Origin of the sequence: Parvibaculum sp., assembly GCF_039973015.1 — a bacterium.
Classification (GTDB): domain Bacteria; phylum Pseudomonadota; class Alphaproteobacteria; order Parvibaculales; family Parvibaculaceae; genus Parvibaculum.
In genome coordinates, this window is sequence record NZ_JBDWLT010000010.1 from 165,935 (window position 1) to 192,278 (window position 26,344).

30 protein-coding genes are annotated in these 26,344 nt (G+C 63.5%); 19 read left to right on the forward strand and 11 right to left on the reverse strand.

Features of this window, described 5'->3' with window-relative positions; genetic code table 11:
• Positions 1-210: 210 nt before the first annotated feature.
• Together mnmE and ABJO61_RS12050 are read right to left on the reverse strand one after the other, a co-directional pair.
• Positions 211-1,530 (reverse strand): tRNA uridine-5-carboxymethylaminomethyl(34) synthesis GTPase MnmE, encoded by a 1,320-nt coding sequence (mnmE, locus tag ABJO61_RS12045; RefSeq protein WP_348325247.1) that lies wholly within the window; start codon positions 1,528-1,530, stop codon positions 211-213.
• Between the two features lie 33 nt (positions 1,531-1,563).
• A complete protein-coding gene (locus ABJO61_RS12050) occupies positions 1,564-1,857 on the reverse strand; it encodes a DUF6489 family protein (RefSeq protein ID WP_348325245.1) in 294 nt (97 codons plus the stop codon).
• Between the two features lie 101 nt (positions 1,858-1,958).
• Between ABJO61_RS12050 and ABJO61_RS12055 the strand changes: the two genes are divergently transcribed.
• Entirely contained in the window at positions 1,959-4,103 is a 2,145-nt protein-coding gene (locus ABJO61_RS12055; protein ID WP_348325243.1) for a thioredoxin domain-containing protein, read from the forward strand.
• Between the two features lie 101 nt (positions 4,104-4,204).
• On the opposite strand, the gene gcvA is transcribed toward ABJO61_RS12055, so the two are convergent.
• Entirely contained in the window at positions 4,205-5,152 is a 948-nt protein-coding gene (gcvA, locus tag ABJO61_RS12060) for a transcriptional regulator GcvA (protein WP_348325241.1), read from the reverse strand.
• A gap of 154 nt (positions 5,153-5,306) precedes the next feature.
• On the opposite strand from gcvA, the gene ABJO61_RS12065 reads away from it, so the two are divergent.
• From ABJO61_RS12065 to ABJO61_RS12090, 6 genes are all read left to right on the forward strand, one after another.
• Positions 5,307-5,474 (forward strand): hypothetical protein, encoded by a 168-nt coding sequence (locus tag ABJO61_RS12065; RefSeq protein ID WP_348325239.1) that lies wholly within the window; start codon positions 5,307-5,309, stop codon positions 5,472-5,474.
• A gap of 167 nt (positions 5,475-5,641) precedes the next feature.
• A complete protein-coding gene (locus tag ABJO61_RS12070) occupies positions 5,642-6,340 on the forward strand; it encodes a dienelactone hydrolase family protein (protein ID WP_348325237.1) in 699 nt (232 codons plus the stop codon).
• A 244-nt stretch (positions 6,341-6,584) separates the two neighbouring features.
• Positions 6,585-7,208 carry a LysE family translocator gene (locus tag ABJO61_RS12075; RefSeq protein WP_348325235.1) on the forward strand — a complete coding sequence of 208 codons (624 nt, stop codon included), beginning with the start codon at positions 6,585-6,587 and terminating at the stop codon, positions 7,206-7,208.
• A gap of 40 nt (positions 7,209-7,248) precedes the next feature.
• On the forward strand, positions 7,249-8,232 hold the full coding sequence (locus ABJO61_RS12080) for a quinone oxidoreductase (RefSeq protein ID WP_348325233.1): 984 nt from the start codon (positions 7,249-7,251) through the stop codon (positions 8,230-8,232).
• Positions 8,229-8,654, forward strand: coding sequence for a GFA family protein (locus ABJO61_RS12085; protein ID WP_348325231.1), 426 nt, complete (start codon positions 8,229-8,231; stop codon positions 8,652-8,654). Before ABJO61_RS12080 ends, ABJO61_RS12085 begins: the two co-directional genes overlap by 4 nt.
• Positions 8,651-9,610 carry an alpha/beta fold hydrolase gene (locus tag ABJO61_RS12090; RefSeq protein WP_348325229.1) on the forward strand — a complete coding sequence of 320 codons (960 nt, stop codon included), beginning with the start codon at positions 8,651-8,653 and terminating at the stop codon, positions 9,608-9,610. Before ABJO61_RS12085 ends, ABJO61_RS12090 begins: the two co-directional genes overlap by 4 nt.
• Positions 9,611-9,619: 9 nt before the next feature.
• Here ABJO61_RS12090 and ABJO61_RS12095 read toward each other — a convergent pair whose 3' ends face one another.
• The 3 genes from ABJO61_RS12095 to rho all read right to left on the reverse strand — a co-directional run bounded on the left by ABJO61_RS12095 (position 9,620) and on the right by rho (position 12,366).
• The gene (locus ABJO61_RS12095; RefSeq protein WP_348325227.1) at positions 9,620-10,288 is read right to left on the reverse strand and encodes a PAS domain-containing protein; all 669 of its coding nucleotides are present in this window, start codon (positions 10,286-10,288) and stop codon (positions 9,620-9,622) included.
• Positions 10,289-10,358: 70 nt separating this feature from the next.
• Positions 10,359-11,033: a PAS domain-containing protein gene (locus tag ABJO61_RS12100; RefSeq protein WP_348325225.1), complete on the reverse strand. Its 675-nt coding sequence runs from the start codon at positions 11,031-11,033 to the stop codon at positions 10,359-10,361.
• A 67-nt stretch (positions 11,034-11,100) separates the two neighbouring features.
• Positions 11,101-12,366 carry a transcription termination factor Rho gene (gene rho / locus ABJO61_RS12105; protein WP_348325223.1) on the reverse strand — a complete coding sequence of 422 codons (1,266 nt, stop codon included), beginning with the start codon at positions 12,364-12,366 and terminating at the stop codon, positions 11,101-11,103.
• Between the two features lie 419 nt (positions 12,367-12,785).
• On the opposite strand from rho, the gene ABJO61_RS12110 reads away from it, so the two are divergent.
• Complete coding sequence (locus tag ABJO61_RS12110; protein WP_348325221.1) at positions 12,786-13,406, forward strand: hypothetical protein; 621 nt, start codon at positions 12,786-12,788, stop codon at positions 13,404-13,406.
• 14 nt (positions 13,407-13,420) lie between these two features.
• On the opposite strand, the gene hemJ is transcribed toward ABJO61_RS12110, so the two are convergent.
• The 3 genes from hemJ to hemE are packed head-to-tail and all read right to left on the reverse strand — an operon-like array spanning position 13,421 to position 16,000.
• Positions 13,421-13,867, reverse strand: a complete 447-nt coding sequence (gene hemJ, locus ABJO61_RS12115) for a protoporphyrinogen oxidase HemJ (protein WP_348325219.1) — start codon at positions 13,865-13,867, stop codon at positions 13,421-13,423.
• A gap of 25 nt (positions 13,868-13,892) precedes the next feature.
• Entirely contained in the window at positions 13,893-14,948 is a 1,056-nt protein-coding gene (hemH, locus tag ABJO61_RS12120) for a ferrochelatase (protein ID WP_348325217.1), read from the reverse strand.
• Positions 14,945-16,000, reverse strand: coding sequence for a uroporphyrinogen decarboxylase (gene hemE, locus ABJO61_RS12125; RefSeq protein WP_348325215.1), 1,056 nt, complete (start codon positions 15,998-16,000; stop codon positions 14,945-14,947). The genes hemH and hemE overlap by 4 nt, the downstream gene beginning before the upstream one ends.
• A 600-nt stretch (positions 16,001-16,600) precedes the next feature.
• Here hemE and ABJO61_RS12130 point away from each other — a divergent pair.
• From ABJO61_RS12130 to dnaQ, 6 genes are all read left to right on the forward strand, one after another.
• Positions 16,601-17,425 carry a pyruvate, water dikinase regulatory protein gene (locus ABJO61_RS12130; protein WP_348325213.1) on the forward strand — a complete coding sequence of 275 codons (825 nt, stop codon included), beginning with the start codon at positions 16,601-16,603 and terminating at the stop codon, positions 17,423-17,425.
• A 44-nt stretch (positions 17,426-17,469) separates the two neighbouring features.
• Positions 17,470-18,081: a Maf family protein gene (locus ABJO61_RS12135; protein ID WP_348325211.1), complete on the forward strand. Its 612-nt coding sequence runs from the start codon at positions 17,470-17,472 to the stop codon at positions 18,079-18,081.
• A gap of 46 nt (positions 18,082-18,127) precedes the next feature.
• Entirely contained in the window at positions 18,128-18,979 is an 852-nt protein-coding gene (locus ABJO61_RS12140) for a shikimate dehydrogenase (protein WP_348325209.1), read from the forward strand.
• 19 nt (positions 18,980-18,998) lie between these two features.
• Positions 18,999-19,625 carry a dephospho-CoA kinase gene (gene coaE / locus ABJO61_RS12145; protein ID WP_348325207.1) on the forward strand — a complete coding sequence of 209 codons (627 nt, stop codon included), beginning with the start codon at positions 18,999-19,001 and terminating at the stop codon, positions 19,623-19,625.
• Between the two features lie 30 nt (positions 19,626-19,655).
• The gene (locus ABJO61_RS12150) at positions 19,656-20,084 is read left to right on the forward strand and encodes a VOC family protein (RefSeq protein ID WP_348325205.1); all 429 of its coding nucleotides are present in this window, start codon (positions 19,656-19,658) and stop codon (positions 20,082-20,084) included.
• Between the two features lie 94 nt (positions 20,085-20,178).
• Positions 20,179-20,868, forward strand: a complete 690-nt coding sequence (gene dnaQ / locus ABJO61_RS12155; RefSeq protein ID WP_348325203.1) for a DNA polymerase III subunit epsilon — start codon at positions 20,179-20,181, stop codon at positions 20,866-20,868.
• 11 nt (positions 20,869-20,879) lie between these two features.
• Here dnaQ and secB read toward each other — a convergent pair whose 3' ends face one another.
• Together secB and ABJO61_RS12165 are read right to left on the reverse strand one after the other, a co-directional pair.
• A complete protein-coding gene (gene secB / locus ABJO61_RS12160) occupies positions 20,880-21,386 on the reverse strand; it encodes a protein-export chaperone SecB (RefSeq protein ID WP_348325202.1) in 507 nt (168 codons plus the stop codon).
• 91 nt (positions 21,387-21,477) lie between these two features.
• Positions 21,478-22,026, reverse strand: a complete 549-nt coding sequence (locus ABJO61_RS12165; protein WP_348325200.1) for an FxsA family protein — start codon at positions 22,024-22,026, stop codon at positions 21,478-21,480.
• A gap of 339 nt (positions 22,027-22,365) precedes the next feature.
• On the opposite strand from ABJO61_RS12165, the gene ABJO61_RS12170 reads away from it, so the two are divergent.
• The 5 genes from ABJO61_RS12170 to ABJO61_RS12190 all read left to right on the forward strand — a co-directional run bounded on the left by ABJO61_RS12170 (position 22,366) and on the right by ABJO61_RS12190 (position 26,304).
• A complete protein-coding gene (locus ABJO61_RS12170) occupies positions 22,366-23,097 on the forward strand; it encodes a Tim44/TimA family putative adaptor protein (RefSeq protein WP_348325198.1) in 732 nt (243 codons plus the stop codon).
• 87 nt (positions 23,098-23,184) lie between these two features.
• Positions 23,185-24,246, forward strand: a complete 1,062-nt coding sequence (locus ABJO61_RS12175; protein ID WP_348325196.1) for an MltA domain-containing protein — start codon at positions 23,185-23,187, stop codon at positions 24,244-24,246.
• 33 nt (positions 24,247-24,279) lie between these two features.
• Positions 24,280-24,915: a Smr/MutS family protein gene (locus ABJO61_RS12180; RefSeq protein ID WP_348325194.1), complete on the forward strand. Its 636-nt coding sequence runs from the start codon at positions 24,280-24,282 to the stop codon at positions 24,913-24,915.
• Entirely contained in the window at positions 24,912-25,283 is a 372-nt protein-coding gene (locus ABJO61_RS12185) for a helix-turn-helix domain-containing protein (protein WP_348325192.1), read from the forward strand. Before ABJO61_RS12180 ends, ABJO61_RS12185 begins: the two co-directional genes overlap by 4 nt.
• 79 nt (positions 25,284-25,362) lie before the next feature.
• A complete protein-coding gene (locus tag ABJO61_RS12190; protein ID WP_348325190.1) occupies positions 25,363-26,304 on the forward strand; it encodes a LysR family transcriptional regulator in 942 nt (313 codons plus the stop codon).
• The last annotated feature ends 40 nt before the right edge of the window (positions 26,305-26,344 follow it).

Genomic DNA, 26,344 nt, shown 5'->3' on the forward strand with positions numbered 1-26,344 from the left:
GGAGGACGCGAGCGCCAGTCCGCGAGCGGCGGCGCAACGCTCAAAACACCGGGAGAGCTTTAGTCGCTCGCACCCGCCGCGTCAAAAACTTTATCCACAGAGTCGAATCGAGATTCCACCGAGATGAGGATTCGCGCGCAAACCATTGGGGCGGAATCGAATTCCCCCTCCTCTTCATGTTTCACGTGAAACAGCACCGGCTCTCGCCCATCACTTGCCGATACAGAAGTCGCGGAAGATCACGTCGAGCAGATCCTCGACATCCACCCGGCCCGTGATCCGGCCAAGGGCGCGGGCGGCGAGACGGAGATCCTCGGCGACGAGCTCCGCCTCGCGGCCCGCCTGAAGCGCGGCCCCGGCCCGGCCAAGCGAGGCGGTGCAATCCGCCAGCCCCTCGCGATGGCGGGCGCGGGTGATAAGGGGGTGTTCCTGCGCTTCATAGGCAAGGCCCACCCGCTCGCGGAGCGCGGCTTCGAGACGGTCCAGCCCTGCGCCCGTCAGCGCCGAAATACCGATGGCGCCATCGCGCACGGCGACGTCGAGATCGAGCTTGTTGACGACGCGGATATCGCCGGGCCGCGCGAGCGAGAAATCGCCCTCCATCTTCCCCTGCGCGCCGGGCGCGACAAGCACGAGCCGAAGGTCCGCGGCCTCGGCACGCGCAAGCGCCCGGCGCACCCCCTCCCGCTCAATGCTGCCCGCGGCGTCTCGGAGCCCCGCCGTATCGGCCAGCGTCACCGGCACGCCGCCGAGATCGAGCCGGACCTCAAGCACGTCTCGGGTCGTTCCCGCCTCGTCGGAAACGATGGCGGCCTCCCGGCCGGCAAGGCGATTGAGGAGGCTCGACTTGCCTGCATTGGGCGGGCCCACGATCGCGACCTCGATACCGTCGCGCAGCCGCTCACCCTTCCGCCCGTCATCGAGATGGACAGCGATCTCGGAGGCGAGCGCGGCGATCTCCGGCCCGAGCCTGGCGAGCAGGCCGCCCGGCACTTCCTCGTCGGGAAAATCGATCTCCGCCTCGGCATAAGCCAGCGCCCTGATCAGCCGCGCGCGCCAGCCCTCGTAAAGAGCGCCCAGCGCCCCTTCCATCTGCCGCAGCGCCTGAACGCGCTGCGCTTCGGTTTCGGCGTCGATGAGATCGGCGAGGCCTTCGACGGCGGTGAGATCGAGCTTGCCGTTCTCGAAAGCGCGGCGCGTGAACTCGCCCGGCTCCGCGGCGCGCAGGCCCGGCAGCGCGGAAAGTGCGCGCAGCACCGAGGCGACAACCGCGCGGCCGCCATGAATGTGCAGCTCGGCGACGTCCTCGCCGGTGAAGCTCGCCGGGCCCTCGAAGAACAGAAGGAGTCCACGGTCGAGCGGCGCCCTGGTTTCGGGATCGCGGAAGCGGCGAAGCAATGCCTCGCGCGGGCGCACCTGCTCCTCGCCGGTCAGCGCGGCGACGGCGGCCCGGACAGCTTCGCCCGAAATCCGAATGACAGCGACCCCCGCCCTGCCGGGCGCGGTCGAAAGCGCATAGATCGTATTCAAATCAGCTCAATCCGCAGAGGCGCGACAGGCGCTTCATTCGCCCTTCTTCGTATCGGATTTGGCGCCGCCCGATTTCGCCGCGCCACTGCCGCCACCCATGGCAGAGCGTGCCATGCCCCACATCATATCCTGGAATTTTTCGAGCCCCTGCGCACCGGCGGGCAGCACGGCGCGGATCATCGCTTCGGGGTCCATGTAGGACATGTTGCTCGAGACCTGCTTTTCGAGCTGTTCGAGAAGCCGCTGCTGCATCGGTTCGAGGTCCGGCAGGCCCATCAGCGTGCGCGCTTCTTCGGCGGTCATGTCGAGGTCGATTTTGACTTTCATGGAACGAACTCTTTCATTGCACCTGCGATGGCGTTAGCCATCGACGGCAGGGGTCCATAGCCCCACATTGTTCGAAACGAGTGAAACCCCCGGAAGGCCTTATGTCACGCAATTTCCTGCGCGCCGAAACGAGCCCCTATCTCCTCCAGCATGCGGACAATCCCGTGCACTGGCGGCCCTGGGGGCCGGAGGCGCTTGCCGCCGCGAAAAAGGAAAAGAAACCGATCCTGCTCTCGGTCGGTTATGCGGCGTGTCACTGGTGTCATGTCATGGCGCATGAAAGCTTCGAGGATGAAGCGGTCGCCACCGTGATGAACGAGCATTTCGTGAACATCAAGGTCGACCGCGAGGAGCGCCCCGACATCGACGCGATCTACATGTCGGCGCTGCATCTGCTCGGCCAGCAGGGCGGCTGGCCGCTCACCATGTTCCTGACGCCGGAAGGCGAACCCTTCTGGGGCGGCACCTATTTTCCGAAGGACGCGGCTTACGGCCGGCCAGGCTTCACCGACGTGCTGAACGAGGTCGCGCGCATCTTTCGCGAGGAACCGGCCAAGGTCTACAAGAACCGGCAGGCGCTGGTGGACGCATTGCAGAAACAATCGGCAACCGCGCGCCCCGGCGAGCCGACGCCGCAGGTGCCGATCGTCGTGGCGGAGAAACTCGTCGAGATCATGGACCCGGAACATGGCGGCATTCGCGGCGCGCCGAAATTCCCGCAAGCCCCCCTGCTCTCACTGATGTGGCGCGCGCATCTGCGCACGGGCCGCGAGGATTTCGCCGCGCCGGTGACGCGTGCGCTCGACCATATGTCGGAAGGCGGCATCTACGATCATCTGGGCGGGGGCTATGCGCGCTACTCGGTGGACGAGTTCTGGCTCGCGCCGCATTTCGAAAAGATGCTCTATGACAATGCGGTTCTGATCGACCTCCTGACGATGGTCTGGGCCGAGACGGGCAAGCCGCTCTATGAACGCCGCGTGCGCGAGACGGTGGAATGGGTCGCGCGCGAGATGACGGTCGAGGGCGGCGCCGAGCAAGGAGCCCTCCTTGATTCAACTTTGGCCCGCCGCGAGGCGCAAAACAAAAAAGCCTTCGCCGCCTCGCTCGATGCGGACAGCGAGGGCGTCGAAGGCAAGTTCTATGTCTGGTCGGAAGCGGAAATCGACAATCTCTTCACGCCCGGCGAGGCGACGCTCTTCAAGCGCTTCTATGGCGTGACTGGGCCCGGTAATTGGGAGCACGCGGAGCAAGGAGCGCAGTCCCGCGGCGACGCGCACCAAGGAGTGAATATCCTGAACCGCCTCGCCCGCGCCGACAGCCCGGTGACGGCGGAGGAGGAAGCCTCCCTCGAACCCTTGCGCGCGCGGCTCTTCGCGGAGCGCGACATGCGGGTCCATCCCGGCTTCGACGACAAGGTGCTGGCGGACTGGAACGGGCTGATGATCGCGGCGCTGGCCCGCGCGGGCGCAACCTTCGGCGAGAGCGAGTGGGTGGAGATGGCGGGGCAAGCCTTCCGTTTCGTCATGGAGACGATGCGCGTGGAAACGAATGGTACGAGGCGCCTCCACCATGCCTGGCGGGACGGCAAGCTCCAGCACATCGCCATGGCCGACGACCTCGCCAATATGGCGGATGCGGCCGTGGCGCTCGCGGAGGCGACCGGCGACGAGGGTTATGCGGCCGAAGCCGAAAGCCTTGTCGCCGAGCTCGACGCGCATTACCGCGACCAGGCGAATGACGGCTATTTCTTCACCGCCGACGACGCGCCCGCCCTCATCGTCCGTAGGCGGACAGTCGCCGACGACGCGACCCCGGCCGCCAACGGCACCCTGCCGGGCACGCTGACGAAGCTCGCGCTCATGACCGGCAAGCAGGAGTACTTCACCCGCGCCGACGAGCTGATCCGCGCCTTTGCGGGCGAGCTTCAGGAAAACATCTTTCCGCTGGGCAGCTATATCGCGAGCCTCGACACGCGGCTCCGGCCCGTGCAGGTCGTGCTGATCGGCAGCCTTGAAGAAACGGCGGAACTCGCCCGCACGGCTTTGGGGCTCTCCTGCCCCGCCCGCGTGGTAATGCGGATCGAGGACGCGGCAACGCTGCCCGCGTCGCACCCGGCGCATGGCAAGGGCAAACAGGACGGCAAACCCACCGCTTACGTCTGCGCCGGCGAGACCTGCTCCCTGCCGGTGACGAAGGCGGATGAACTCATCGAGGAACTGAAGCGGGCGCGGGCGAACGCCTGAGTTCCCACCCTCCCCGGTCTTGTTCGCCTTGGCGGACAAGCCACCAAGGAGGGGAGGATGGACCACGAACAACTGCCTGAGATCAACCGGCAGAAACTACCTCACCGGCTCGCCTTTCTTGCGGACGCCAGCGGCTCCGGCGGCTTGGGGGCCTCGGGTGGGCCGAGCCCCGCTTCCTCGCGGATCCAGCGGCGGAAGGCATCGACCTTGGGTTTCTTCAGGCCGCCTTCGGGATAGACGAGCCAGTAGCCTTCCTCATCCGGCATCTCGATATCGAAGAGGCGGACAAGACGCCCTTCCGCGAGATCGGCCATGGCGAGCGTGTCGTTCGCGAGCGCGACGCCCTGCCCGCTTGCGGCCGCCTGAAGCGCGAGCGAGGCCTCGATGAAAAGCGGGCCGCGCTGCGCCCAGCGCGGGTTTTTCACACCCGCCTCCTCGAGCCAGTTCACCCAGTGCTGCATCGTCTCTTCATGGAGGAGCGGATAGGATTTGAGGTCTTCGGGCTTGCGGATGGGGCGCTTCGGGTCGAGAAGCGAAGGCGCACAGACCGGATAGACCGTCGCCTCGAAAAGCTTTTCGGACACGACATCCGGCCAGCCGCCGAGCCCGTAGCGCACGCCGATATCGACATCCTCGCGCGCGAAATCGACAAGCTCCGACGAGGGCAGCAGCCGAAGCTCGATCTCGGGGTAAGCGCGGTTGAACTTGCCGAGCCTGAGCACCAGCCAGCGCGCGGCAAAGGACGGCTCGACCGAGACGGTCAGCGCCGAACTGTCCTTCGCGCCGGCCTGCGCCCAGCCTTCCGCCATCTGCTCGAAGGCGGCAGAGAGAACCGGAAAGAGCTTCTGCCCCCGCTCGGTCAGCTCGACGTGACGGCCCGTCCTGTGAAAAAGTTGCGCGCCCAGCGCCTCTTCCAGCGCCCTGATCTGGTGGCTGACTGCGGCATGGGTGACGCTGAGTTCGCCCGCAGCCTGAGAGAAACTGCCATGCCGGGCCGCCGCCTCGAAGGCGCGCAAAGCTTTCAGCGATGGCAGGCGGCGGGGGGCCATATGTTAGTTATTCTCACAACTGCGGTGCAAAAAGATCGTTTGATATATAGGCGCCGACCCGTCATATCACCAGCATAAACCCAAGCTACAAAAGGATACGCGGCCGGGTTCGATGGGAATGGTTCCCCGCCGGCCGTGTCTGAAGGTGAATAAAATGAACATCCTTGCCACTTATGCCACGAGTTATGTGGGCGCGCTCGACCTCGCCCTTTCAGCTCGCAGCGGCCGGTCCGAAGAGACCCGGGGCAAGACCCGCGAGAACACCGGCGAAACCCGTCTCTCGAAGCTCTTCTCTTTCGGTTCGCAAAAGCGCGCCGCCTGATACCGGCCCTCTCCGATTGGCCTCCCCGATAACCGGGGCCACGCTCCGATGGAGGCCGCAAAAAGCTGCGGCCTCCCCCGCTCCGCCCCCTCGCTTCGCCCATTAAGGATAGGTAGAGTCCCCCGCGGACCCCACCTTCCCAAGAGACGATACGAGGAGATGTGCAAGTGAGCGGCGAGACGATAACCATCAAAACCCCCGACGGCTCTTTTTCCGGCTACCTCTCCAAGCCGGAATCCGGCGCCGGCCCCAAGCCGGGCATCGTGGTCATCCAGGAAATCTTCGGCGTCAATCAGGTCATGCGCGACCTGACCGACTGGTATGCATCCCAGGGCTATGTCGCGCTCTGCCCGGATCTCTTCTGGCGCATCGAGCCCGGCATCGACATCACCGACAAGACCGAAGAAGAGTGGAAGCAGGCCTTCGATCTCTTCGGCAAGTTCGATGTCGAAAAAGGCACCGCCGATATTGCGGCAACCATCGACACGCTGCGCCCCATGACATCCGGCAAGGTCGGCGCGGTCGGCTATTGTCTCGGCGGACAGCTCGCCTATCTCACCGCCTGCCACACATCGAGCGATGCCTCGGTCGGCTATTACGGCGTCAACATCCAGAACCGTCTCGACGATGCCAAGGGCATCAAGACCCCGCTGATGCTGCACGTGGCGGGCAAGGACGAGTTCGTGCCGCCGGAAGCGCAGGAGCAGATCGTGAGCGGTCTGCGCGACAATGCGCAGGTCACCATTCATCGCTATCCCGACATGGACCACGCCTTCGCACGGCCGGGCGGCGCGCATTACGACAAGAAGACGGCGGACGAGGCGAACGACCGTACGATCAAGTTCTTCCAGCGTCATCTGGGATAAGTCTCCCCTTCCTTCCCACCCTCCCCTTGAGGGAGGGTCGAAATTCATGGCGCGCGAGCGGCGTGAATTTCGGGGAGGGGTCGCGGAAGAAAATCCGGATACAATCGGGAGCGGTATATTTGCGGACAGCGGATCACCCCTCCCCAAACGATCCACACTTGTTTGTCTTTGCGGACAAGCCGCAAAGAGGACCGTTTGACCCTCCCTCAGGGGGAGGGTGGAAGAAATCCGACAGGAGGCGATCATGTCTCTCGAACTCTATCTCGGCTTCATTGCCGCGACGCTCATCCTCTGCGTGATGCCGGGTCCGGTTGTGACCTGGCTCGTCGCCTCCGGTATCCGGCAGGGACCGCGCGCGGCGCTGAGCGGCCTTGCGGGCACGACATCGGCGCTGATCGTTCACATGGGTCTGGTGCTGGTGGGGCTCGCGCCCCTTCTCGCCGCTCTCGGGCCCTGGGCGGAGGCGATCCGGCTTGCGGGCGCCGCCTATCTCGTCTGGCTCGGCATTCAGGCCTTTCGCGCACCTTATGAAGACCCGCATCTGCCGGAGGCCGCAAAAAATCATGCGAACGGCCGGACGCTTTTCCGGCGCGGCTTCATCATCGGCGTGACCAATCCGAAATCGCTCGCTTTCTACGCCGCCTTCTTTCCGCAATTCGTGGACACATCCGCGCCCGCAGGACCACAGCTTCTTCTGCTTGCCGCCACCTTCGTCACGGTCGCGACCTTCTCCGACGGCGCATTCGCGCTGGCGGCCGGAAAACTCGCGCCTTATCTGAAAGGGAAACGCGCGCAGATGCTGCGTAACAGGATAACCGGCAGTGTGCTCGTCACCGCGGGCGTAGGGCTCGCCCTTTCGAGGCGCTGAACAGGCCGGACACTGAAACAAACAGAACGGGACGAAACGCATGACGACGATCAAGGCGATCCGCATCGACAAGACCGGCGGGCCGGAAGTAATGGCGCTCAGGGAGGTGGAACTGCCGCATCCCGGTCCCGGCGAGGTCACGGTGCGCGCCAAGGCCATCGGCATCAACTTCATCGACACCTATCATCGTTCGGGCCTCTACCCCGTTTCGCTTCCCTCCGGCATCGGCATGGAAGCATCGGGCATCGTGGAAGCGGTGGGAGACGGCGTGACGACGCTCAAGACGGGCGACCGCGTGGCCTATGCGTCAGGGCCGGTCGGCGCCTATGCGCAAGCCCATAACATCGCTGCCGCAAGCGCCGTGAAAGTACCCGACGGCATTGCCGACGATGCTGCCGCCTCGATGATATTGAAGGGGCTCACCGCGCAATTCCTGCTCCGCCAGACCTTCAAGGTCGAGAGGGGCCAGACGATCCTCTGGCATGCGGCGGCTGGCGGCGTCGGTCTCATCGCCTGCCAATGGGCAAAGCATCTCGGCGCGACCGTGATCGGCACGGTAGGCTCGCCGGAAAAGGCGAAGCTCGCGCGCGAACATGGCTGCGATCACGTCATCGACTATTCAAAGGAAGACGTCGCCGCGCGGGTGAACGAAATCACGGGCGGGGCGAAGCTTCCCGTCGTCTATGACGGCGTCGGCAAGGCGACATTCATGTCATCGCTCGACAGCCTCGCGCCGCTCGGGCTTCTCGTTTCCTTCGGCAATGCATCCGGTCCGGTCACGGATGTGAACCTCGGCATCCTCGCGCAGAAGGGTTCGCTCTTCGTGACGCGGCCGACCATGTATCACTACGCCGCGAAGACACCGGCGGCGATGCAGGAAATGGCGGATGATCTTTTCGCCGTCGTGAAGTCCGGCGCGGTCAAGATCGAGGTGAAGCAGCGCTATGCGCTTGCCGAAGCCTCGCGCGCCCATCTCGATCTCGAAGCGCGCAAGACGGTCGGCGCTAGCGTGCTGGTACCGTGAGCAAAACCGTCAGGGGTTCCTGCCTCTGCGGCGCGGTCAGCTACGCGGCGGAACGCATCAGCGATATCGTCGAATGCCACTGCGCCATGTGCCGCAAGGCGGCGGGCGGCCATGCCGGTTTCTTCTTCGTGGCGATGCGGAACGAAGTGAGCTGGGAGGGCGAAGGTAAACTCACCCATTATGAAAGCTCGCCCGGTCTCATCCGCAGCTTCTGCTCGCGTTGCGGCACGGCCATGACCGGCGCGAACCTGAAAGAGCCCGACGATACGATCATTCTGAGCGCCAACGCGCTGGAAGGAGACGTGCCCGCCCGTGTAATCGCACAGGAATTCTGCGCCTCGAAAGCGACATGGTTCGCTGGCCATGATGAGGCGCCTGAATTCGACGGGCCTTATCCGGGATGGGAAACGCTCAAACCATGACACGCCTCGTGCTCGCGCTCATGCTCCTCGTTGCCTCCGCTGTAACGGCGAACGCCGCATCCTGGAATGAGCGGGAGGTGAGCCTCGAAGGCGGACTTTCCGGCACACTCGTCATGCCGCAGGGTGAGGGGCCCGTCGATGCGGCGCTGATCCTTGCAGGCTCCGGCCCGACGGACAGGGACGGCAATTTTCCAAGCGGGCAGAACAATTCGCTGAAGCTCCTCGCCCATGCGCTGGGCGAGCGCGGCATCGCTTCGCTGCGGATCGACAAACGCGGCGTCGGCGGCAGCATCGGCGCGGCACGCGCGGAAGAGGAACTTCGCGCAGAAACCTATGTCGAGGATGCAATCCGCTGGCTCGAACTGCTGGAACGCGAACCGCGCATCCGCCGCGTGGTCGCGCTCGGCCATAGCGAGGGCGCGCTGCTCGCGACCCTTGCCGCGCGGCGGCACGAAGTCTCCGGGCTCGTCCTTCTGACGCCGAGCGGACGGCCCGCCCCCGCCCTTATCCGCGAGCAGCTTGCCGGCCAGAGCCTGCCGCCCGAGATTACGCTGCGTTCGGAAGAAATTCTCCAGAGCCTCGAACGCGGAGAAACGGTAGCGGATGTGCCGCCGCAGCTCGACATGCTCTACCGGCCAAGCGTTCAGCCCTATCTCATCTCCTGGTTCAAATACGATCCCGCCGCCGAACTCGCCAGGACGGATGTGCCGGTGCTGGTGGTGCAGGGAACGCGCGATCTCCAGCAGCGTCCCGCCGATGGCGAGAAGCTCGCGGCCGCGCGCGAGGGTGTGACGCTGATCGCCATCGAGAACATGAACCATGTGCTGAAGGTGGCGCCGGAAGACCGCGCGGGAAACATGGCGCTTTACGTCGACCCGCATGCGGAGCTGGCGCCGGGACTTGCCGGTGCGATTGCCGGTTTTATCGGGAAGATGACGGAAGCCCCGAAGCCCTGACCCCTTGGATCAGGCGCACAGATCCGGCACGTCTGGAACCCCGAAGCCGATGTCGAAGAAGATCGCGCGGCGCAGCGTGAGCGGCGGGGTGAGCCGGAAATCGACATCGGATTCCGGCATCCGCTCGCGCGCCATCACCGTGCCGATGACACGGTTCTTGCCATCGATCCCGGCCGCGACGGGCAACGTCATCAGTTCGCAGAGATAGGGCTGTCCTTCCGGCGTGCGCAGTTCGCGAATGAGGAGAAGCCCGCATGGATGCGAATGCAGGAGCTTGAGGCGCGCCATGTCTTCGGCGCGTCCCGGATAATCCATGTCGTCGCCGAAGGTATTGGTGCCGGTGAGGTCGATGCCGGTCGCCGCCTCGAGCGCGCTGCCATAGATGCGGAAGACGAGCCGGTCTTCCGCCTCCCAGCTCAGGTAACGCATATAGGGAAGAAGCTCGACCAGTGCGCGCGGGTTCACATCCTCGGGTGCCGGCATGGCGCGCGCACCACGCGCTTCCAGCCACCAGGCGTAGAATTCATGGCTGAGATGGGTGACCTCGACATCGCCTATGAACCGGGGAACGTCTCCGGCCTCGCCGGTGAGACGCGCCTTCGCGGCCTCGACGCTCGACCATTCGAGGCGCGAACGCATCCATGCGGGATGCCGCTGCCGTTCCGCTTCACCTGCCAACGCCGTTACCCCCGCCTCGCCTTCGCCCTTTCCAAGCCTAGGCTTCAAGCCGTGAAAAAAGATTAACGGCTCAGACTTCAAGACCGAGTGAGGGATCGGGAATGCCCGCGCCCGTGTCGAAAAAGACGGCCCGCTGCAAGGCGAGTATGCGGTCGAACACGACGTCGACATTCCACTCACGCATCTTCACCATCGGAACAACCGTGCCGATGATGCGGGCCTTGCCGCCCGCGACCGGCGCCACCGGCAGCGTCATGAATTCGCAAGGGTGAGGATTGCCCGCGCCGTCATAGATGTTGCGCAGCATGACGAGGCCGCAGGGCTGCCTGTGGAGCTGCCGGACCCGCTCGCGATCGTTTTCCACATCGTCGTGCTTGTGGCCGAATATATCGTGACCCGTGAGGTCCAGACCGCTCGCCTCGACAAGAGCGCTGCCATAAATGCGGATGACGAGCTTCTCGTCGTCTTCCCAGCTCAGATAGCGGATATAGGGGAGCAGCTCGACCAGCGCGCGCGGGCTCACATCGCCGGCGTCGGGCATGGGCCGGGTTCCACGCGCCTCAAGCCACCAGCCGAGAAGCTGGCGTCCGGCATTGGAAAGCGCGATGCCGCCGATTTCGTCGGGAACATGGCCGATCGGACCGGCAAGCCGCGCCCGGACATTTTCGACCGCCGACCACTCCATCAGCGGCTGTACCCAGGTCGGGCGTGTTTCTCCCGAACCGCGCCCCTGCCCGTTCGTCATGCAACCCCCGTTACTCAACCCGCCACACGTAAAAAGTGCAGCGGGAAGAATAGCAGGATTTGCCTGATTATGTGTTCATGCTGTCGAAGAACTCGCCGTTGTTCTTCGTCTGCTTGAGCTTGTCGAGCAGGAACTCGATGGCGTCGACCGTGCCCATCGGGTTGAGGATACGGCGCAGCACATACATTTTCGAGAGCTGACCCTTGTCGACGAGCAGCTCTTCCTTGCGGGTGCCGGACTTGAGAATGTCGATCGCGGGGAAGACGCGCTTGTCGGCGATCTTGCGGTCGAGAATGATTTCCGAGTTACCCGTGCCCTTGAATTCTTCGAAGATGACTTCGTCCATGCGCGAGCCCGTATCGATCAGGGCCGTCGCGATGATGGTGAGCGAGCCGCCTTCCTCGATATTGCGCGCGGCGCCGAAGAAGCGCTTGGGGCGCTGTAGCGCATTCGCGTCGACACCGCCGGTGAGCACCTTGCCCGAGGAGGGCACGACCGTGTTGTAGGCGCGGCCGAGACGGGTGATCGAATCCAGCAGTATGACCACGTCGCGGCCATGTTCGACCAGGCGCTTCGCCTTCTCGATCACCATTTCGGCGACCTGAACATGACGCTGCGCGGGTTCGTCGAAGGTGGAGGAGATGACCTCGCCCTTCACCGAACGCTGCATGTCGGTCACTTCTTCCGGGCGCTCGTCGATCAGGAGGACGATCAGATAGGCCTCCGGGTGATTGGTCGTGATCGAATGGGCGATATTCTGGAGGAGAACGGTTTTACCGGTACGCGGCGGCGCGACGATGAGGCCGCGCTGGCCCTTGCCGAGCGGGGCGACGATATCGATGACGCGCGAGGAGCGATCCTTCAGCGTCGGGTCATCGACTTCCATTTCGAGCTTCGAATCCGGGTAGAGCGGCGTCAGATTGTCGAAATGAACCTTGTGGCGCGCCTTGTCCGGGCTCTCGAAATTGACCGTGGAAACTTTCAGGAGGGCAAAATAGCGCTCGCCATCCTTGGGGCTGCGGATCTCGCCTTCGACTGTATCGCCCGTGCGGAGCGAAAAGCGGCGGATCTGCGAGGGAGAAACATAGATGTCGTCCGGGCCCGGCAGGTAGTTCGCTTCCGGCGAGCGCAGGAAGCCGAAACCGTCCGGCAGCACCTCGACCACGCCTTCGCCGATAATATCGACGCCCTGCTCCGCATATTGTTTCAGGATCGCGAACATCATGTCCTGCGTCCTGAGCGTGGAGGCGTTTTCGACCTCGAGTTCCTCCGCGAGCGCCAGAAGGTCGGTCGGGGATTTGGCCTTGAGGTCCTGCAGCTTGATCTGCGTCATCGGCTTGGTCGGTCTTTCTCTGGGGTTTCCGCTTCCTGCCTTGTCTGGCCGCCTTGCTTGAAGGTCGGGCTTCTGAACGAGGGAGGGGAAATCTTTTCTGGATGGGAAGGGTAAAACAGGTCTGCGAACGGATGATGATCTATCGGGGAAACGGGCCTCGGGTCTCTTTCCGTCGCCGCGCCGGGCCCCGGGCTATTGCCCTTTGGAACCTCTCGCGGGGAACTTCTCGCTGCAGATGCCCTTCGGATCGTGAGGGACCGCTTGCAGCCGGGAAAGAACATAGGAAGGCCGCCGGAAGAAACCCGGCTTAGAAACCCATATAAAGCGGACCGGCCCCGATTTCAACGGAAATTGGTCAGGCTCACCCTTCCAATTGCGTTCCGCTGCCAAAAGGCCGGACGCCATCAGGGAAACCGGAAATGAGGTTTGTCAGCGAATTCGAGGAACTGGCGGCCATTATCGCAGGTGAACGGGCTTGTTCCGGCAGAAACCCGGAGGAACCTTTCATCCTCGCGATCGACGGACGCAGCGGCGCCGGGAAATCGACCCTCGCCGCGCGTCTCGCCGCCCGCTTCGATACACTTGTCGTATGCGGCGACGATTTTTTCGCAGGCGGCGTCACCCTTCGCGACGATCCTGCGCCGGTACTGGCCGAGACCTGCATAGACTGGCGAAGTCTCGCCGGGGTGCTGACCGGCCTGCTCCAGACCGGGAAGGCCCGATTTCACCCCTTCGATTGGGAGCGCTTCGACGGATCGAAGGAGGAGCGTCTGACGGAAATAGAGGGGAAACCCGTCATCATCGTGGAAGGGGTCTATTCCGCCCGGCCCGAACTGAGGAAATTCCTCGATCTCTCCATCCTCGCGGAAGCGCCCGATGCGCTCCGAATGGCGCGGCTAATCCAGCGGGAGGGCGAGATCGGCCCCTGGGAACGGCAATGGCATGCTGCGGAGGACTGGTACTTCGAAACCCGGGCAAGGCGCGAGGCATTCGATCTGATCTACCTCCCCGGAGCCCCCGGAGCAGGCACGACCGGGTGAGGAAAGTGCTGCCCTCAGAAGGGTTTCGCGACCGCGAGCAGCACAATGAAGATGACGAGAACGGGCGGGCCTTCATTCACGATCCGGTAGAAACGGGCGTCCTTCCTATTCTCGTCACGCTCGAAATCCTTTCGCCAGCGCGAAAACATCCCGTGCAGCCCCGACATGACGAAAATCAGGAAGAGCTTCACCTGCATCCAGTGATCGGAGAAAAGTCCGGGGTTAATGGCAAGCATCAGACCGCCAAAGAGGAAAGTCGCGATCATGGCCGGATTGACGATGCCCCTGAGAAGCCGCCGCTCCATGATCTTGAAGGTCTCGGATTTGTCCGAACCCGTCTCCGCCTCCGCGTGATAGACGAAAAGCCGCGGCAGATAGGCCATGCCGGCCATCCAGAAGATCACCGAAATGATGTGAAGAGCCTTGATCCACAAATAGTATTGGCCAAGAAAATCCAGCATCTTCTTTCCTTTTTCTCTTCTTTTATCAGCGGATTGTCTTGAGCCCGGCGTCTTTCGTGCAGACATGGCCCGCCGCATCTTCCGGGCAAAGGATTGTTTCCTGCGCCCGCGCGCCGCGCACAAGGCGCGCCAGCCCCTCGATGAAATGAGGCTCGGTGCCGAGCGCCGGCACCCGGATATAGACGGGCACCCCACTCTCTTTCGCCAGAGCTCCGTATTCCTTGTCGAGCTCGACCAGCGTTTCGGAATGTTCCGACACGAATGCGACGGGCAGCACGATCAGGGATTTGCCCTCCGCCCCGGCGCGGCGGATCTCGTCATCGGTCGAGGGCCCGATCCATTCGAGCGGACCGACCCGGCTCTGGTAGCAGGTCACCCAGTCCAGGTTTTCACCGGCGGCCCCAAGCTTTGCGACGATGGCCGCACAGCTCTGCTCGACCTGCGCCTGATAGGGGTCGCCCTTCTCGATCACCTTTTTGGGCAGGCCATGCGCGGAAAAGAGGACGCGAAAGCCCTCATGACCTCCCGCTTTTTCGATGGCAGCCTGCAACAGAGAGGCATAGCCCCCCGCAAAACCCTCTTCCGTCGGATAGCAGCAGACCGACCTTGCCGGAGCGGCAAGCCCGGCTTTGGCCGCCGCGCGCTCCCAGTCCCGCAGGGAGGACTCCGTCGTCGTCGTCGAATATTGCGGATAAAGCGGCAGCAGCACGAGTTCGGTGGCGCCCCAGGCCTTTGCCGCCGCCGCCGCCTCATCGGCGAAGGGATGCCAGTAGCGCATGGCGAGAAAACAGCGAAAGTCGGATTCGCCATCGGCCAAGGCCTGTTCGAGAGCGGTTCCCTGCGCTTCCGTCAGCGGCACGAGCGGCGAACCCCCGCCAAGCTCGGCATAAATCTCCCTTGCCACGGGGGCACGGCGCTTCGAGACGAATTTCGCGAGCAGCCAGCGCATCGGATTCGGCACACTGATGATGGCAGGATCGTTGAAAAGATTGAAAAGAAAGGGCTGTACCGCGTCGGGCCCGTCCGGCCCGCCGAGATTGAACAGAATGATCGCGACCTTTCTCTTCAATTCACCGTTCACGGCCGCCACTCCTGCACCAGCTTCACCAGTTCGCCGACATGTTCAGGCGGCGTCTGCGGCACGATGCCGTGGCCGAGATTGAAAATGAACGGCCCCTCGCCCAGCGTCTCCAGGATGTGGAGCGCCTGGGCTTTCATTTCTTCGCCACCGGCGACGAGAAGCAGCGGATCGAGATTGCCCTGAACACATCCGCGCGATTGCAGATGCTCGCGCGCCCATGCCGGCGAGACACCCGTATCGAGGCTGAGACCCGTGACGTCGGTCTCGCGGAAATAGCGGACCGACATGGCGCCCGCCCCGCGCGGAAAGGCAATGACGGGCAGGCCGGGAAAGCGCGCCTGCAGAAGCTCGCGGATCGCCTTCACCGGCCGCAGCGCAAACCGCTCGAAGGAAAGCTCCGGCAGACTGCCTGCCCATGTATCGAAGATCTGGATGACTTCGGCACCGGCGAGAACCTGCGCGGAGAGATGCTCGACCGTCGCCTCGACCAGAATATCGATCAGCTTCTGGAATTCATCCGGCTCACGGTAAGCCCAGAGTTTCGCCGCCGCCTGGTCGGGCGATCCCTTGCCGCCGACCATATAGGTCGCGACCGTCCAGGGCGCACCGGCAAAACCGATCAGCGTCGTCTCTTTCGGCAAGCTCCGCGACAGCCGCTCCACCGCCTCATAGACGGGCGTCAGATGCTCCGTCACGCGCGCCGGGCTTCCGAGCGTCGCGAGGCCAGCGCCATCCGTGATCGGCTCCAGCACCGGTCCCTCGCCTTCCTTGAAGGCAACCTTCTGCCCCAGCGCATCGGGCACCACCAGAATGTCTGAAAAAAGGATCGCCGCATCGAAGCCATAGCGCCTGATCGGCTGCAACGTGACTTCCTCGGCGAGTTCGGGCGTGTAGCAGAGATTGAGAAAACCGCCCGCCCTGGCGCGCACCTCGCGATACTCCGGCAGATAACGTCCTGCCTGCCGCATCATCCACAGCGGCACGCCATGTGTCTCGACACCGGCAAGCGCTCTCAGCAATTTCTTCTCCGGAAGCTCTGTTCCGGGAGCCATTCTCTTGCCCACGTGTTCTTTTCCCAAATCTATAAAAGAGTCTTAAAGGTTGTTGATAGGAGTAGATGCCTGTGGATGCCGGGGATCAAAGTCCGCCCCGGATTTCTCCACAGAAAGGCGGCTGTTTCTCCCGCCCGTGTTTCCTCAGCCCCTTCTATGCCACAGCCTGTGCGCAATTTCAGCCCGGCAGAGCGTCGCGCCTGTCTACGCAAGGGCTTGCACTGTGGATCGTCTCTCTCGCCAATTGCGTTAATTGTGTGGATAAGCCCGGCGCCCCCGCGAGACTCGCCGGTCATACCCGTTTTGCGCAAGTGAACCCCCGTCTTTCTTAACGGACTCATGAAACGGGGGAGGGAAAACGAAGCACGGGTATGACCGGGTAGGGCCTCTCCGAATAAGGTCACTTGCACCCGTTAATCACAGCTTTCCACAGGCACAGAGCAAACATGTGCGATGCCTGTTATGCCTCGGACAAAAGAATTGGTGCGGCATGGAGAGACTGGCGGTGTTTCCACCTGCCCGGAAAACGGTCTAGGTTGCAAACCCCCCGGGAGAGGTACATGGATCGAACCCGGAAGGCAGCATATCCAGGCACGAAACATGAGCAGCAAGCGCGTCTTTCATCTTCATCTCGTATCCGACGCGACCGGCGAAACGCTGAACATGGTCGCGCGCGCGGCCTGCGCGCAATATGAAGACGCGCGGCCCATCGAGCATGTCTATGCGCTGGTGCGCGGCCCGAAACAGCTTGAGCGCGTGCTTGGCGAAATCGAGAACGCGCCCGGTCTCGTCATGTTCACGATGGTGAATGACAAGCTGCGCGAGCGGCTGGAGAAACGCTGCGCGGAAATACAGACGCCCTGCATCTCCGTGCTCGACCCCGCGATGAAGGCGCTCGGCCAGTATCTCGGCAAGAAGTCCTCGCACAAGCCTGGCTCGCAGCACATCATGGATGCGGAATATTTCGACCGTATCGCCGCGCTCAATTACACGATGGCGCATGATGACGGGCAGTCGGCGGGCGACCTCGACGATGCCGACATCATTCTTCTCGGTGTCAGCCGCACCTCGAAAACACCGACCTGCATCTATCTCGCGAACCGCGGCATCAAGGCGGCGAATATTCCGATCGTGCCGGGCGCACCCCTGCCCCCCGACCTTGAGCATGTCCAGCGCCCGCTGGTCGTCGGTCTCACCACAAGCCCGGATCGCCTCGTGCAAATCCGCAAGAACCGGCTTCTTTCGCTGCACGAGAATACCGACACGGATTATGTCGCGCCGGATGTCGTCGCCGATGAAATCGCCTTTGCGCGCAAGCTTTTTGCCAGGAACGCCTGGCCGGTGATCGACGTCACGCGCCGCTCCATCGAGGAAACGGCGGCCGCCGTCCTCAACCTCTATAATGAGCGCCAGCGCGCAAGCTGATCCCTGATACACGCAGAAGCCGAAGAAAAGCCGAGCAGCAGTAAATGTCCCAGTCCCTCATCCTCGCCTCCGGCAGCGCCGTCCGGCAGAAACTCCTTGCCGATGCGGGCCTTGCTTTCACGGCGGAGGATTCGCGCGTTGATGAAGATGCGATCAAGGCCGGATTCGCGGATGGAGAAGATGGTCCCGAAGCTGCAACCGATGCATTGGCGCTGAAGCTTGCCGAAGCAAAGGCTCTTGCCGTGTCGGCAAAACATCGCGGCGCACTTGTCATTGGCGCCGACCAGATCCTCTCTTGTGAGGGCAAACGCTACGACAAGCCGAAAAGCATGGAGGAAGCGCGCGCGAACCTTCTCGCCTTTCGCGGCCACCCGCATATTCTTCATTCGGGCCTTGTCCTGGTGAAAGACGGCAAGACGGTCTGGAACCTGACCGCGCGCGCAACGCTTACAATGAGAGCCTTCAGCGAGACCTTTCTCGATGAATATCTTGAAACGGCGGGCGAGCGCGTGATGAAGAGTGTCGGCTGTTACCAGCTTGAAGGGCCGGGCATTCAGCTCTTCGAGAAGATCGAGGGCGATTACTTTTCGATCCTCGGCCTGCCCATGCTGCAGCTGCTCGACGAGCTGCGCCGTCAGGGAGTGATTAAGTCATGACAAGACCGGGCAAGGAATATCCTCGTTCCGCCGCGAGGCCCGCACCATGAAAAAAGTCTGCGTCATAGGCTGGCCGGTTGCCCATTCGCGCTCGCCGCTGATCCACAATCACTGGATTGCCGAGCACCGTATCCCCGATGCGCGCTACGAATTGCTGGCTGTGAAGCCGGAGGATGCGCCCGAAACGATCCGTCATCTCCACAAGCTCGATTTCGTCGGCGCGAACGTGACCGTGCCGCACAAGGAGACGGCTTTCGCGACGCTCACCCGTCACGATGCGGTGGCGGCGCGCCTGAAGGCGGTGAACACCATCGTCACCTGCGAGGACGGGACGCTCGAAGGCCGCAACACGGATGGCTATGGCTTCATGGCGAACCTGAAGGCGGGTGCGCGGGACTGGCGGATATCGGAAGGCCCCGCGGTGATGCTGGGGGCCGGCGGCGCGGCGCGCGCCATTGCGCTGTCGCTCGAAGAAGAAGGCGCGCCCGAAATCCGCATCGTCAACCGCACGGTGGAACGCGCCGAGGCGCTGATCCGCGATCTCGGCCTCACCCGCGCGAAGGCGCTGCCGCAGAGCGAGACGGAGAAGGCGCTCGATGGTGCAGGACTTCTCGTCAACACGACGACGCTCGGCATGAAGGGCGAAAGCGATGTCGATATCGACATATCCGCATTGCCGCGCGATGCGGTGGTGACGGATATCGTCTATACGCCGCTCGAAACCGGATTGCTGCGCCGCGCGCGCGAAGCGGGTCACGAGGTCGTGGACGGTCTCGGCATGCTCTTGCATCAGGCGGTGCCCGGCTTCGAAGCCTGGTTCGGTGTGCGCCCGCATGTGACGGAAGAACTCAGAAACATCGTGCTTGCCGATATCGGTCAGCCGCAACAGACGCGATAACGAAAACGGGGGGAAGAATATGCTTCTTGTCGGCCTCACCGGCTCGATCGGCATGGGCAAGTCGGAAACGGCGAAAATGTTTCGCGAGGAAGGCGTGCCCGTCTATGACGCGGACGCCGCCGTCCACAAGCTTTATGAAAAGGGCGGCAAGGCGGTGGAGCCGATCCGCGCGGCCTTTCCTTCCGCCATTGTTGACGATGCGGTCGACCGCAAGGCGCTGTCGCGCTGCGTCATCGGCATGCCGGATGAAATGAAGAAGCTCGAAGCCATCGTGCATCCGCTTGTCGGCGAGGCGCAGATGGAATTCCTGCGCGAGAACATGGAAGCGGGCCACGCAATGGCCGTGCTCGATATCCCGCTTCTCTACGAGACGGGCGGCGAAACGCGTGTCGATGTTGTGGTGGTGGTCTCCGCCCCCTACGATCTGCAGAAGACGCGCGTTCTCGCGCGGCCCGACATGGATGAGGCGAAATTCGCCGCGATCCACGCAAAGCAGGTGCCCGACGAGGAAAAGCGCAAGCGCGCGGACTTCGTGGTCGAAAGCGACAAGGGCCTCGATCATGCGCGTGCGCAGGTGGCTGCCATCGTCGATGCGCTCAAGACCCGCGAGGGCAAGGTGCTGAAGGAACGGCTTCGCACCGGCTGAGGACAAGAGAGACATGGAAGGAAGCGGGACATGGAACAACGCATAAGCTTCATCACGCTTGGTGTTGCCGATCTCGCGCGCGCGCAGGGCTTTTACGAAACGCTGGGCTGGACGCCTTTGCCGCAGAGCAATCCTTCCGTCTGCTTCTTTCAGTGCGGCGGTATCGTCTTTGCCCTGTTCGGCCGCGACGCGCTCGCGGAAGACGCCAAGCTCGCGCCTTACGGCGAAGGTTTTTCCGGTGTCGCGCTTGCGCATAATGTGCGCGAGAAAGATGAGGTCGATCAGGTGCTGGCCGAGGCGGAGGCTGCGGGCGGGCGCATCATGAAGCGCGGCGAGGAAGCTTTCTGGGGCGGCTATACGGGTTATTTCGCCGATCCCGACAATCACATCTGGGAAGTCGCCTGGAATCCGGGCGGCATCATCGGCGAAGATGGGTCGTTCCATTTCGTGAACGAATAGGCGAGAATCCGCATACCGCCTTCGGGACCGTCTTTGCTTCGCCAGAAGCGACTTCGGAAAGGCGGCGGAGTCCAAAGGGCGATACGGGAACAATATGCGCGAGATCGTGCTCGATACCGAAACCACGGGCATCAGTCCGCAGGACGGACACCGGCTGGTCGAAATCGGCTGCCTCGAACTTTTCAACCATGTCGCGACGGGCAAGGTCTACCACACCTATATCGATCCCGAGCGCGACATGCCGGAGGGCGCTTTCCGCGTCCACGGGCTTTCCGAGGAGTTCCTGCGCGGCAAGCCGAAATTCGCCGATGTGGCGGACGAGTTCCTCGAATTCATCGGCGGCGATCCGCTCGTGATCCACAATGCCTCATTCGACATGGGCTTCATCAATGCCGAGCTGAAGAAGATCGGACGGACGCCACTTCCCATGTCGCGCGCCATCGACACGCTCGATATGGCGCGGCGAAAGTTTCCCGGCTCCCAGAACAATCTCGACGCGCTGTGCCGCCGCTTCAATGTCGACAATTCGGGCCGCACCCGGCATGGCGCATTGCTCGACAGCGAGCTTTTGGCCGAAGTCTATCTGGAGTTGATGGGCGGGCGGCAGCCGGGCCTCGTATTGCAGGCCGATGCGGGCGGCACGGGCGCGGGCACCAGACGTGTTGCGCGCGAAAGCCGCCCCGTGGCTCTTGCCCCGCGCCTGAGCGATGAGGAGCGCGCCGCGCACGACGCCTTTGTCGCGACGCTGGGCGAAGACGCGCTCTGGCTCGCCGTGAAGGGCTGAAGCCCCCCGCGTCAGTTCGGCTGCTTGGTTTCGGCGATTTCCTGCGCCATCTGCTCGCGGCGCTGCTGATAGAGGCTCACGAAATCGATGGGGTCGATCATTAGCGGCGGATAACCGCCGTCGCGTGTGACGTCCGCGAGAACGCGGCGCGCGAAGGGGAAGATCTGGCGCGGGCACTCGACGACGAGCACCGCTTCGAGATCCTGCTCGGGAATATTGGCGAGGCGGAAGAGCCCGGCATATTCCAGCTCCACCAGGAACATCGGCTTGTCCTTCACCTTGGCGTCGGCACCGATTTTCAGGGTCACTTCGTAGTCATTGTCGTTCATGCGCTTCACGCCGACATCGACGCGCAAGCCGATCTGCGGCTGCTCCTCGACGGGACCGAGCATTTGCGGGGCGTTCGGGTTCTCGAAGGAGATATCCTTGACGTATTGCGTCAATACGCGGAGCTGCGCCATCGGCGGTTCGCCGCCATTGCCCGCATTGTCTGTATTGGTCGAGCCCTGATCCGACATTCTTGCCTCACCGCTTCTCGCTTTTTACGAAGGCTGCTGGCTAGCACGGAAAAGGCGGAGCGACAAGAAAGCCCGTGTGTCTGGAACTGACTTATTGCTTCCAGGGTGAATCGCTGCGCGGGCCCCTGCCCTCCCGGTCATTTTCGTTCTCGCCGATTTCCTCCGCCTCGCCCTCGATGACCGGCCCCGGTCTCTCTGAATGAGGGCCCGAATGAGGACCGGGGCGCTGCGGCCCGCCGCCCATGCCGCCAGCCATGCCGCTCGAATAGACGGTGAAGCGGCTGCTGGCCGCGATGCGCCGTGCCGCGTAGCGGCCGATGGCGCGCCGGAAAGGCGCAATGAGAAGCGCAAAGCCAATGCAATCGGTGAAGAGGCCCGGTGTCACCATGAGAAGGGCGGCGGCGAAGAGAAAGACGCCATCGAGCATTTCCGCGACCGGCGGCTCGCCCCGCCGCATCGCCTCTTCGGCCCGGCGCCAGGTCGTGAGCCCCTGCACCCGCAGCAGCGTCGCGCCGATAAAGGCGGTCGCGAGCACGATGCCTACCGTCGGCCAGACGCCGATCGCGCCCCCGACCTTGATGAAGATCGCGATTTCGATCAGGGGCACGGCAATGAAGAGAAGGAAGAGAAAAGCGGGCACGGCTGGCTTTCGGTGGTTTCAGGGAGCGGTTTTGGAAAATTCGGCCCGGGCAGGTCGTCCGGGAGGCGCCCCGAGGCACGGACCCTCACAAGACAAGATAGGGTGTGGAACCCCGCTTGCCCACATGCTTCGGCCGGAGTTTGACCGAAGTGCGGCGAGAGTTCCTCCCGAGTTCGCCTCGCATGGCTCCGGTAGCAAAATGCGGCCCGATGCCCTAGGTTATGGCTCTGGAACGCACGGGCAGAAACGCTTAAGTAAAAGACCTGACCTGAGCGCAAAAACAAATGTAACGGAAGGCCAGCCGCCCGGCCTGACGATGCGAAAGGGCTCCTCGAGCGAATGGACGACGGCTTGAATCTCCTCAATATCATCCTGCTCGCGATCGCCGTCGGCGTCTTTCTGAAACTCAGAAGCGTGCTCGGACGGCGGACGGGCCATGAACGCCCGCCCTATGACCCTTACTCGGGCGATGCGAGCGGCAACGACAAGGTTGTGACGCTGCCCAAGCGTCCGCGCGCCGAAGGCGAGGCGGGTGCGCGTACCGTCGATGCACAAGGCGATCCCTTCGCCGATACGTCCCGGCGCGACCGCTGGCATGGCATTGCCGAGCCCGGCACGCCGCTCGCCAATGGTCTCGACGCCATTGCCGCCACAGACGCCTATTTCGATGCGGATGCCTTCCTCTCCGGCGCGCGCTCTGCCTATGAGATGATCGTGACGGCCTTTGCCGAGGGCGACCGCGAAACGCTGAAGCCGCTTCTTTCGGCGGATGTCTACAAGAGCTTCGAAGGCGCGATGGACGAGCGCGATAACAAGGGCCTCACGGTGGATCAGAGCTTCATCGGCATCGAGAAGGCGGTGCTCGACGCCGCCGCCCTTGAGGGGACGCGCGCGCGTCTCACCGTCTCCTTCCGCAGCACGCTCACTTCCTGCACCAAGAACGACGATGGCGTGGTTGTCGAGGGCGATCCCGTGACGGTGCGCGAAGTGACCGACCTCTGGACCTTTGAACGCGATGTGAAAAACCGCGATCCGAACTGGAAGCTGGTCGCCACCGGCGCTTCCGGCTGACCGGCGGCTGCGGCGATGCGTAATAGTGCGGCGGCCCTTCTCCTTTTCGGAGGACTTCTTCTTGCCATTGCGCCCGGAGTGTCCGGCATGAGCGCCCATGCGGCATCGGCAGCGGCCCGCATGTCCTGGTCCGATATCGAAGGCTGGCATACGGACGATCAGGCGGCCGCGCTTTCCGCCTTCAAGGGCTCTTGCGCGCGTATACTGAAGTTGTCGCCTTCCGCCCCGCTCGACACCAAGGGCGGCGATCCGCTTTATGGTCGCGCAGGCGCCTGGCAACCGGCCTGCGAGGCGGCGGCGAAGGTTGGGCCCGGGGCTGGCGCGGCCAATGCGCGCGGCTTTTTCCAGCACTGGTTCGTGCCCGTTCGTTTTCCCGCAACGCGCGGCCTTTTCACCGGCTATTACGAGCCGGAAATGAAAGGCTCGCTGACAAGGCACGGCGTCTACCAGACGCCGGTGCTTGCGCCGCCAGCCGGTTTCCGCATGGTGGATGGCGGCGGCTCTTTTCCGGCGCGCGCGCAGATTGAGAATGGTGCGCTCGACACGCAAAAGCTCGCGCTTGTCTGGCTCGAAAGCCCCATTGATGCCTTCTTCCTGCATGTGCAGGGCTCGGGCCGGGTCAGGCTCGAAACGGGCGAGATCGTACGCCTCTCCTTTGCCGCGAAAACGGGGCATCCCTATACCTCCATCGGCAAGCTCCTCGTCGAGCGCGGCGAGATGCCGCTTGAAGAGGTGTCGATGCAGACGATCCGCGCCTGGCTCTCCGCCCATCCCGCCGAAGGCCGCGCCCTGATGCGCGAAAATGAATCCTACATATTCTTCCGTATACTGAGGGATGTAGACCCCTCCAGCGGGCCCCCCGGGGCGGAAGGCGTACCCCTCACACCGGGACGGAGCCTCGCCATCGACCGCAGCATGCATCCGCTCGGCGTCCTGCTTTTTCTCACGACCGAACACCCGACTGCCGATGGCGCGAATTCCGTTGAAGTGCGCCGCCTCATGGTGGCGCAGGATACGGGCTCGGCGATCAAGGGACTGCAGCGTGGCGATATCTTCTTCGGCTCGGGCGAGGAAGCGGGCGAGATCGCAGGCCGTATGAAGGCGGAAGGCGAACTTATTGCGCTGGTGCCAAAGGACATTGCACCTTAATAAACGGGCGGCAAAACCGGACAGGGCATTTTCATGGCGAGCGACAAGGAGAAGATGCCGCGCCCGAAATCCCGCCACCGCCGTCTGACGGATGAGGAGCACAAGCTCTGGCGCGCGGTGACGAAGGACGCAAAGCCGATGTCGCGCCGCCCGTCGGAAGGGCTTGAAACCCCGCATGAGGACGAACGCGCTGCCCTTCCCGTCCAGCCGCAATCGCTTGCGCCCGCCCGCGCGCCGTCCCTGCCGCCGCCACCGCCCTCCGTGCCTCTCCGCCGCTCCTCCGAGCCGCCGCCTTTGACCGGCCTCGACCGCCGCACGAGCCAGCGGCTTGCGCGCGGCCAGATGGAAATCGAGGCGACGCTCGACCTCCACGGCCACGGGCAGGAAACCGCGCATCAGACGCTCCATGCCTTCATCGCCCGTTCGCGCGCGCGCGGGCTGCGCTGCGTTCTGGTCATCACCGGCAAGGGCGCCTCGCCCTATGCGCGGCACACGCTGCACGGAAGCACATTCTACGAGGTGCCGGAGCGCCAGGGCGTACTCCGCAGCGCCGTGCCCCGCTGGCTCAACGAGGCGGAGCTTCGCACCCATGTCTCCGGTTTCCAGCCCGCACATCCGAAGCATGGCGGCGGCGGCGCCTTCTATATCTGGCTGCGCAAGAAGCGATGACACCCTTCGGCCGCAAACTGAGAGAGCTGCGCGCCGCGCGCGGCCTCACCATGAAGGAGATGGCAGCAGCGCTGCGCGTGACCCCCGCCTATCTCTCGGCGCTGGAGCATGGCAAACGCGGCCGCCCGAGCTGGCGGCTGGTACAGGCGATCATCGGCTATTTCAACGTGATCTGGGACGAGGCGGAGGAACTGGAGCGGCTTGCGCGGCTGTCGCATCCCCGTATCGTCCTCGACACGTCCGGTCTTGCCCCGCAGGCAACGGAACTCGCCAACCGCCTTGCCGAGGAGATCGGCGAACTCGGACAGACGGAAATCGCGGACATGCTCGCCCTTCTCGACAGGCGAAAGAAGAAGATGAAGCGCTGATCAGCCTATAGTGAAGAATCCGCGCTTGCGGAAAGCGCTGGCGGCGAAGCAGATGGATGCCGGAAGGCCCTGAACGCAAATGGACGATACGAGGAAGATCGAACAGAGCTTCGCACGCAAAGTGGACTGGAACCTTTTCCAGCTTTTCCACGAAATAGTGCGCGCGGGCGGCATCGGGGCGGCGGCGCGCCGGCTCAATCGCCAGCAGCCGACAGTGAGCGCGGGCCTCAAGCGGCTGGAAGATCATCTCGGCGTGACGCTGCTGAAGCGGAGCGCGAGCGGCATCGAACTGCTTCCCGCGGGCCGTGCGCTGTTCGATCTCTGCGAGACCATGATGGGTGCGGTCCGCGCCGCGCCGCATGACGTGGCGCTTGCCGCCGGGCTCGTCGAGGGCGTCATCAATATCCGCATGATCTCGTCGGTCGTCTCGGCCCCGTTCGATGCGGCGCTTGCCGGACTCCACCGCCATCATCCCGGCGTCGGCATTCATATAGAAGTGGCGCCCTGGCGCGAGGTGATCGCCGCCTTGAAAGCGGGCGACGCGGAGGTCGGCATCGCCTGCGACAATGCCCCGGATGCCGCGCTTTGCTACCAGCCGCTGATGCGCGAAACGCAGCAGCTCTATTGCCACCGTGCCCACGCGCTTTACGGCATGACCGTGCCCCAGCCGGGCGATCTTGCCGATCAGCCCTATATCGCGACCGGGCTCGACGAGCCGCAGGAACTGGCGAATTTCCGCCAGCGCTACGGGCTCGGCAAGCGGATCGGCGGCTATGCGGAAAATCTGCACGAGACGAAGCGGCTGATCGAGCTTGGCGTCGGCATCGGCTTCCTGCCGACCTGCGTCGCCGAAACGCTCGACAATGAAGGGGCGCTCTGGCCGCTCCTGCCGGAAGCGGTGCTGCCCGCCTATCAGGTCTATCTGGTGACGCGGGACGAGCCTGCCCGCAACACCCCGACGGAGCTCTTCCTCGCAGAAATCATGGGGAAATTGCGGGAGCCAGCACAGACCATAGATTGAATTTATGCCCCGCATCGAAAAATAGCGTCTAGGCACATGA

What these genes read in the sequence shown, in the direction of transcription:
- ABJO61_RS12100 (WP_348325225.1), bottom strand. Translation starts at nt 11,033, where the DNA reads ATGACGAACGGGCAGGGGCGCGGTTCGGGAGAAACACGCCCGACCTGG.
- ABJO61_RS12050 (WP_348325245.1), bottom strand. Translation starts at nt 1,857, where the DNA reads ATGAAAGTCAAAATCGACCTCGACATGACCGCCGAAGAAGCGCGCACG.
- ABJO61_RS12185 (WP_348325192.1), top strand. Translation starts at nt 24,912, where the DNA reads ATGACACCCTTCGGCCGCAAACTGAGAGAGCTGCGCGCCGCGCGCGGC.
- ABJO61_RS12150 (WP_348325205.1), top strand. Translation starts at nt 19,656, where the DNA reads ATGGAACAACGCATAAGCTTCATCACGCTTGGTGTTGCCGATCTCGCG.
- rho (WP_348325223.1), bottom strand. Translation starts at nt 12,366, where the DNA reads ATGACGCAGATCAAGCTGCAGGACCTCAAGGCCAAATCCCCGACCGAC.
- ABJO61_RS12080 (WP_348325233.1), top strand. Translation starts at nt 7,249, where the DNA reads ATGACGACGATCAAGGCGATCCGCATCGACAAGACCGGCGGGCCGGAA.
- hemE (WP_348325215.1), bottom strand. Translation starts at nt 16,000, where the DNA reads ATGGCTCCCGGAACAGAGCTTCCGGAGAAGAAATTGCTGAGAGCGCTT.
- ABJO61_RS12110 (WP_348325221.1), top strand. Translation starts at nt 12,786, where the DNA reads ATGAGGTTTGTCAGCGAATTCGAGGAACTGGCGGCCATTATCGCAGGT.
- ABJO61_RS12175 (WP_348325196.1), top strand. Translation starts at nt 23,185, where the DNA reads ATGAGCGCCCATGCGGCATCGGCAGCGGCCCGCATGTCCTGGTCCGAT.
- ABJO61_RS12075 (WP_348325235.1), top strand. Translation starts at nt 6,585, where the DNA reads ATGTCTCTCGAACTCTATCTCGGCTTCATTGCCGCGACGCTCATCCTC.
- ABJO61_RS12135 (WP_348325211.1), top strand. Translation starts at nt 17,470, where the DNA reads ATGTCCCAGTCCCTCATCCTCGCCTCCGGCAGCGCCGTCCGGCAGAAA.
- ABJO61_RS12170 (WP_348325198.1), top strand. Translation starts at nt 22,366, where the DNA reads ATGGACGACGGCTTGAATCTCCTCAATATCATCCTGCTCGCGATCGCC.
- hemJ (WP_348325219.1), bottom strand. Translation starts at nt 13,867, where the DNA reads ATGCTGGATTTTCTTGGCCAATACTATTTGTGGATCAAGGCTCTTCAC.
- ABJO61_RS12140 (WP_348325209.1), top strand. Translation starts at nt 18,128, where the DNA reads ATGAAAAAAGTCTGCGTCATAGGCTGGCCGGTTGCCCATTCGCGCTCG.
- ABJO61_RS12065 (WP_348325239.1), top strand. Translation starts at nt 5,307, where the DNA reads ATGAACATCCTTGCCACTTATGCCACGAGTTATGTGGGCGCGCTCGAC.
- ABJO61_RS12055 (WP_348325243.1), top strand. Translation starts at nt 1,959, where the DNA reads ATGTCACGCAATTTCCTGCGCGCCGAAACGAGCCCCTATCTCCTCCAG.
- dnaQ (WP_348325203.1), top strand. Translation starts at nt 20,179, where the DNA reads ATGCGCGAGATCGTGCTCGATACCGAAACCACGGGCATCAGTCCGCAG.
- coaE (WP_348325207.1), top strand. Translation starts at nt 18,999, where the DNA reads ATGCTTCTTGTCGGCCTCACCGGCTCGATCGGCATGGGCAAGTCGGAA.
- ABJO61_RS12090 (WP_348325229.1), top strand. Translation starts at nt 8,651, where the DNA reads ATGACACGCCTCGTGCTCGCGCTCATGCTCCTCGTTGCCTCCGCTGTA.
- ABJO61_RS12190 (WP_348325190.1), top strand. Translation starts at nt 25,363, where the DNA reads ATGGACGATACGAGGAAGATCGAACAGAGCTTCGCACGCAAAGTGGAC.
- gcvA (WP_348325241.1), bottom strand. Translation starts at nt 5,152, where the DNA reads ATGGCCCCCCGCCGCCTGCCATCGCTGAAAGCTTTGCGCGCCTTCGAG.
- secB (WP_348325202.1), bottom strand. Translation starts at nt 21,386, where the DNA reads ATGTCGGATCAGGGCTCGACCAATACAGACAATGCGGGCAATGGCGGC.
- ABJO61_RS12180 (WP_348325194.1), top strand. Translation starts at nt 24,280, where the DNA reads ATGGCGAGCGACAAGGAGAAGATGCCGCGCCCGAAATCCCGCCACCGC.
- ABJO61_RS12130 (WP_348325213.1), top strand. Translation starts at nt 16,601, where the DNA reads ATGAGCAGCAAGCGCGTCTTTCATCTTCATCTCGTATCCGACGCGACC.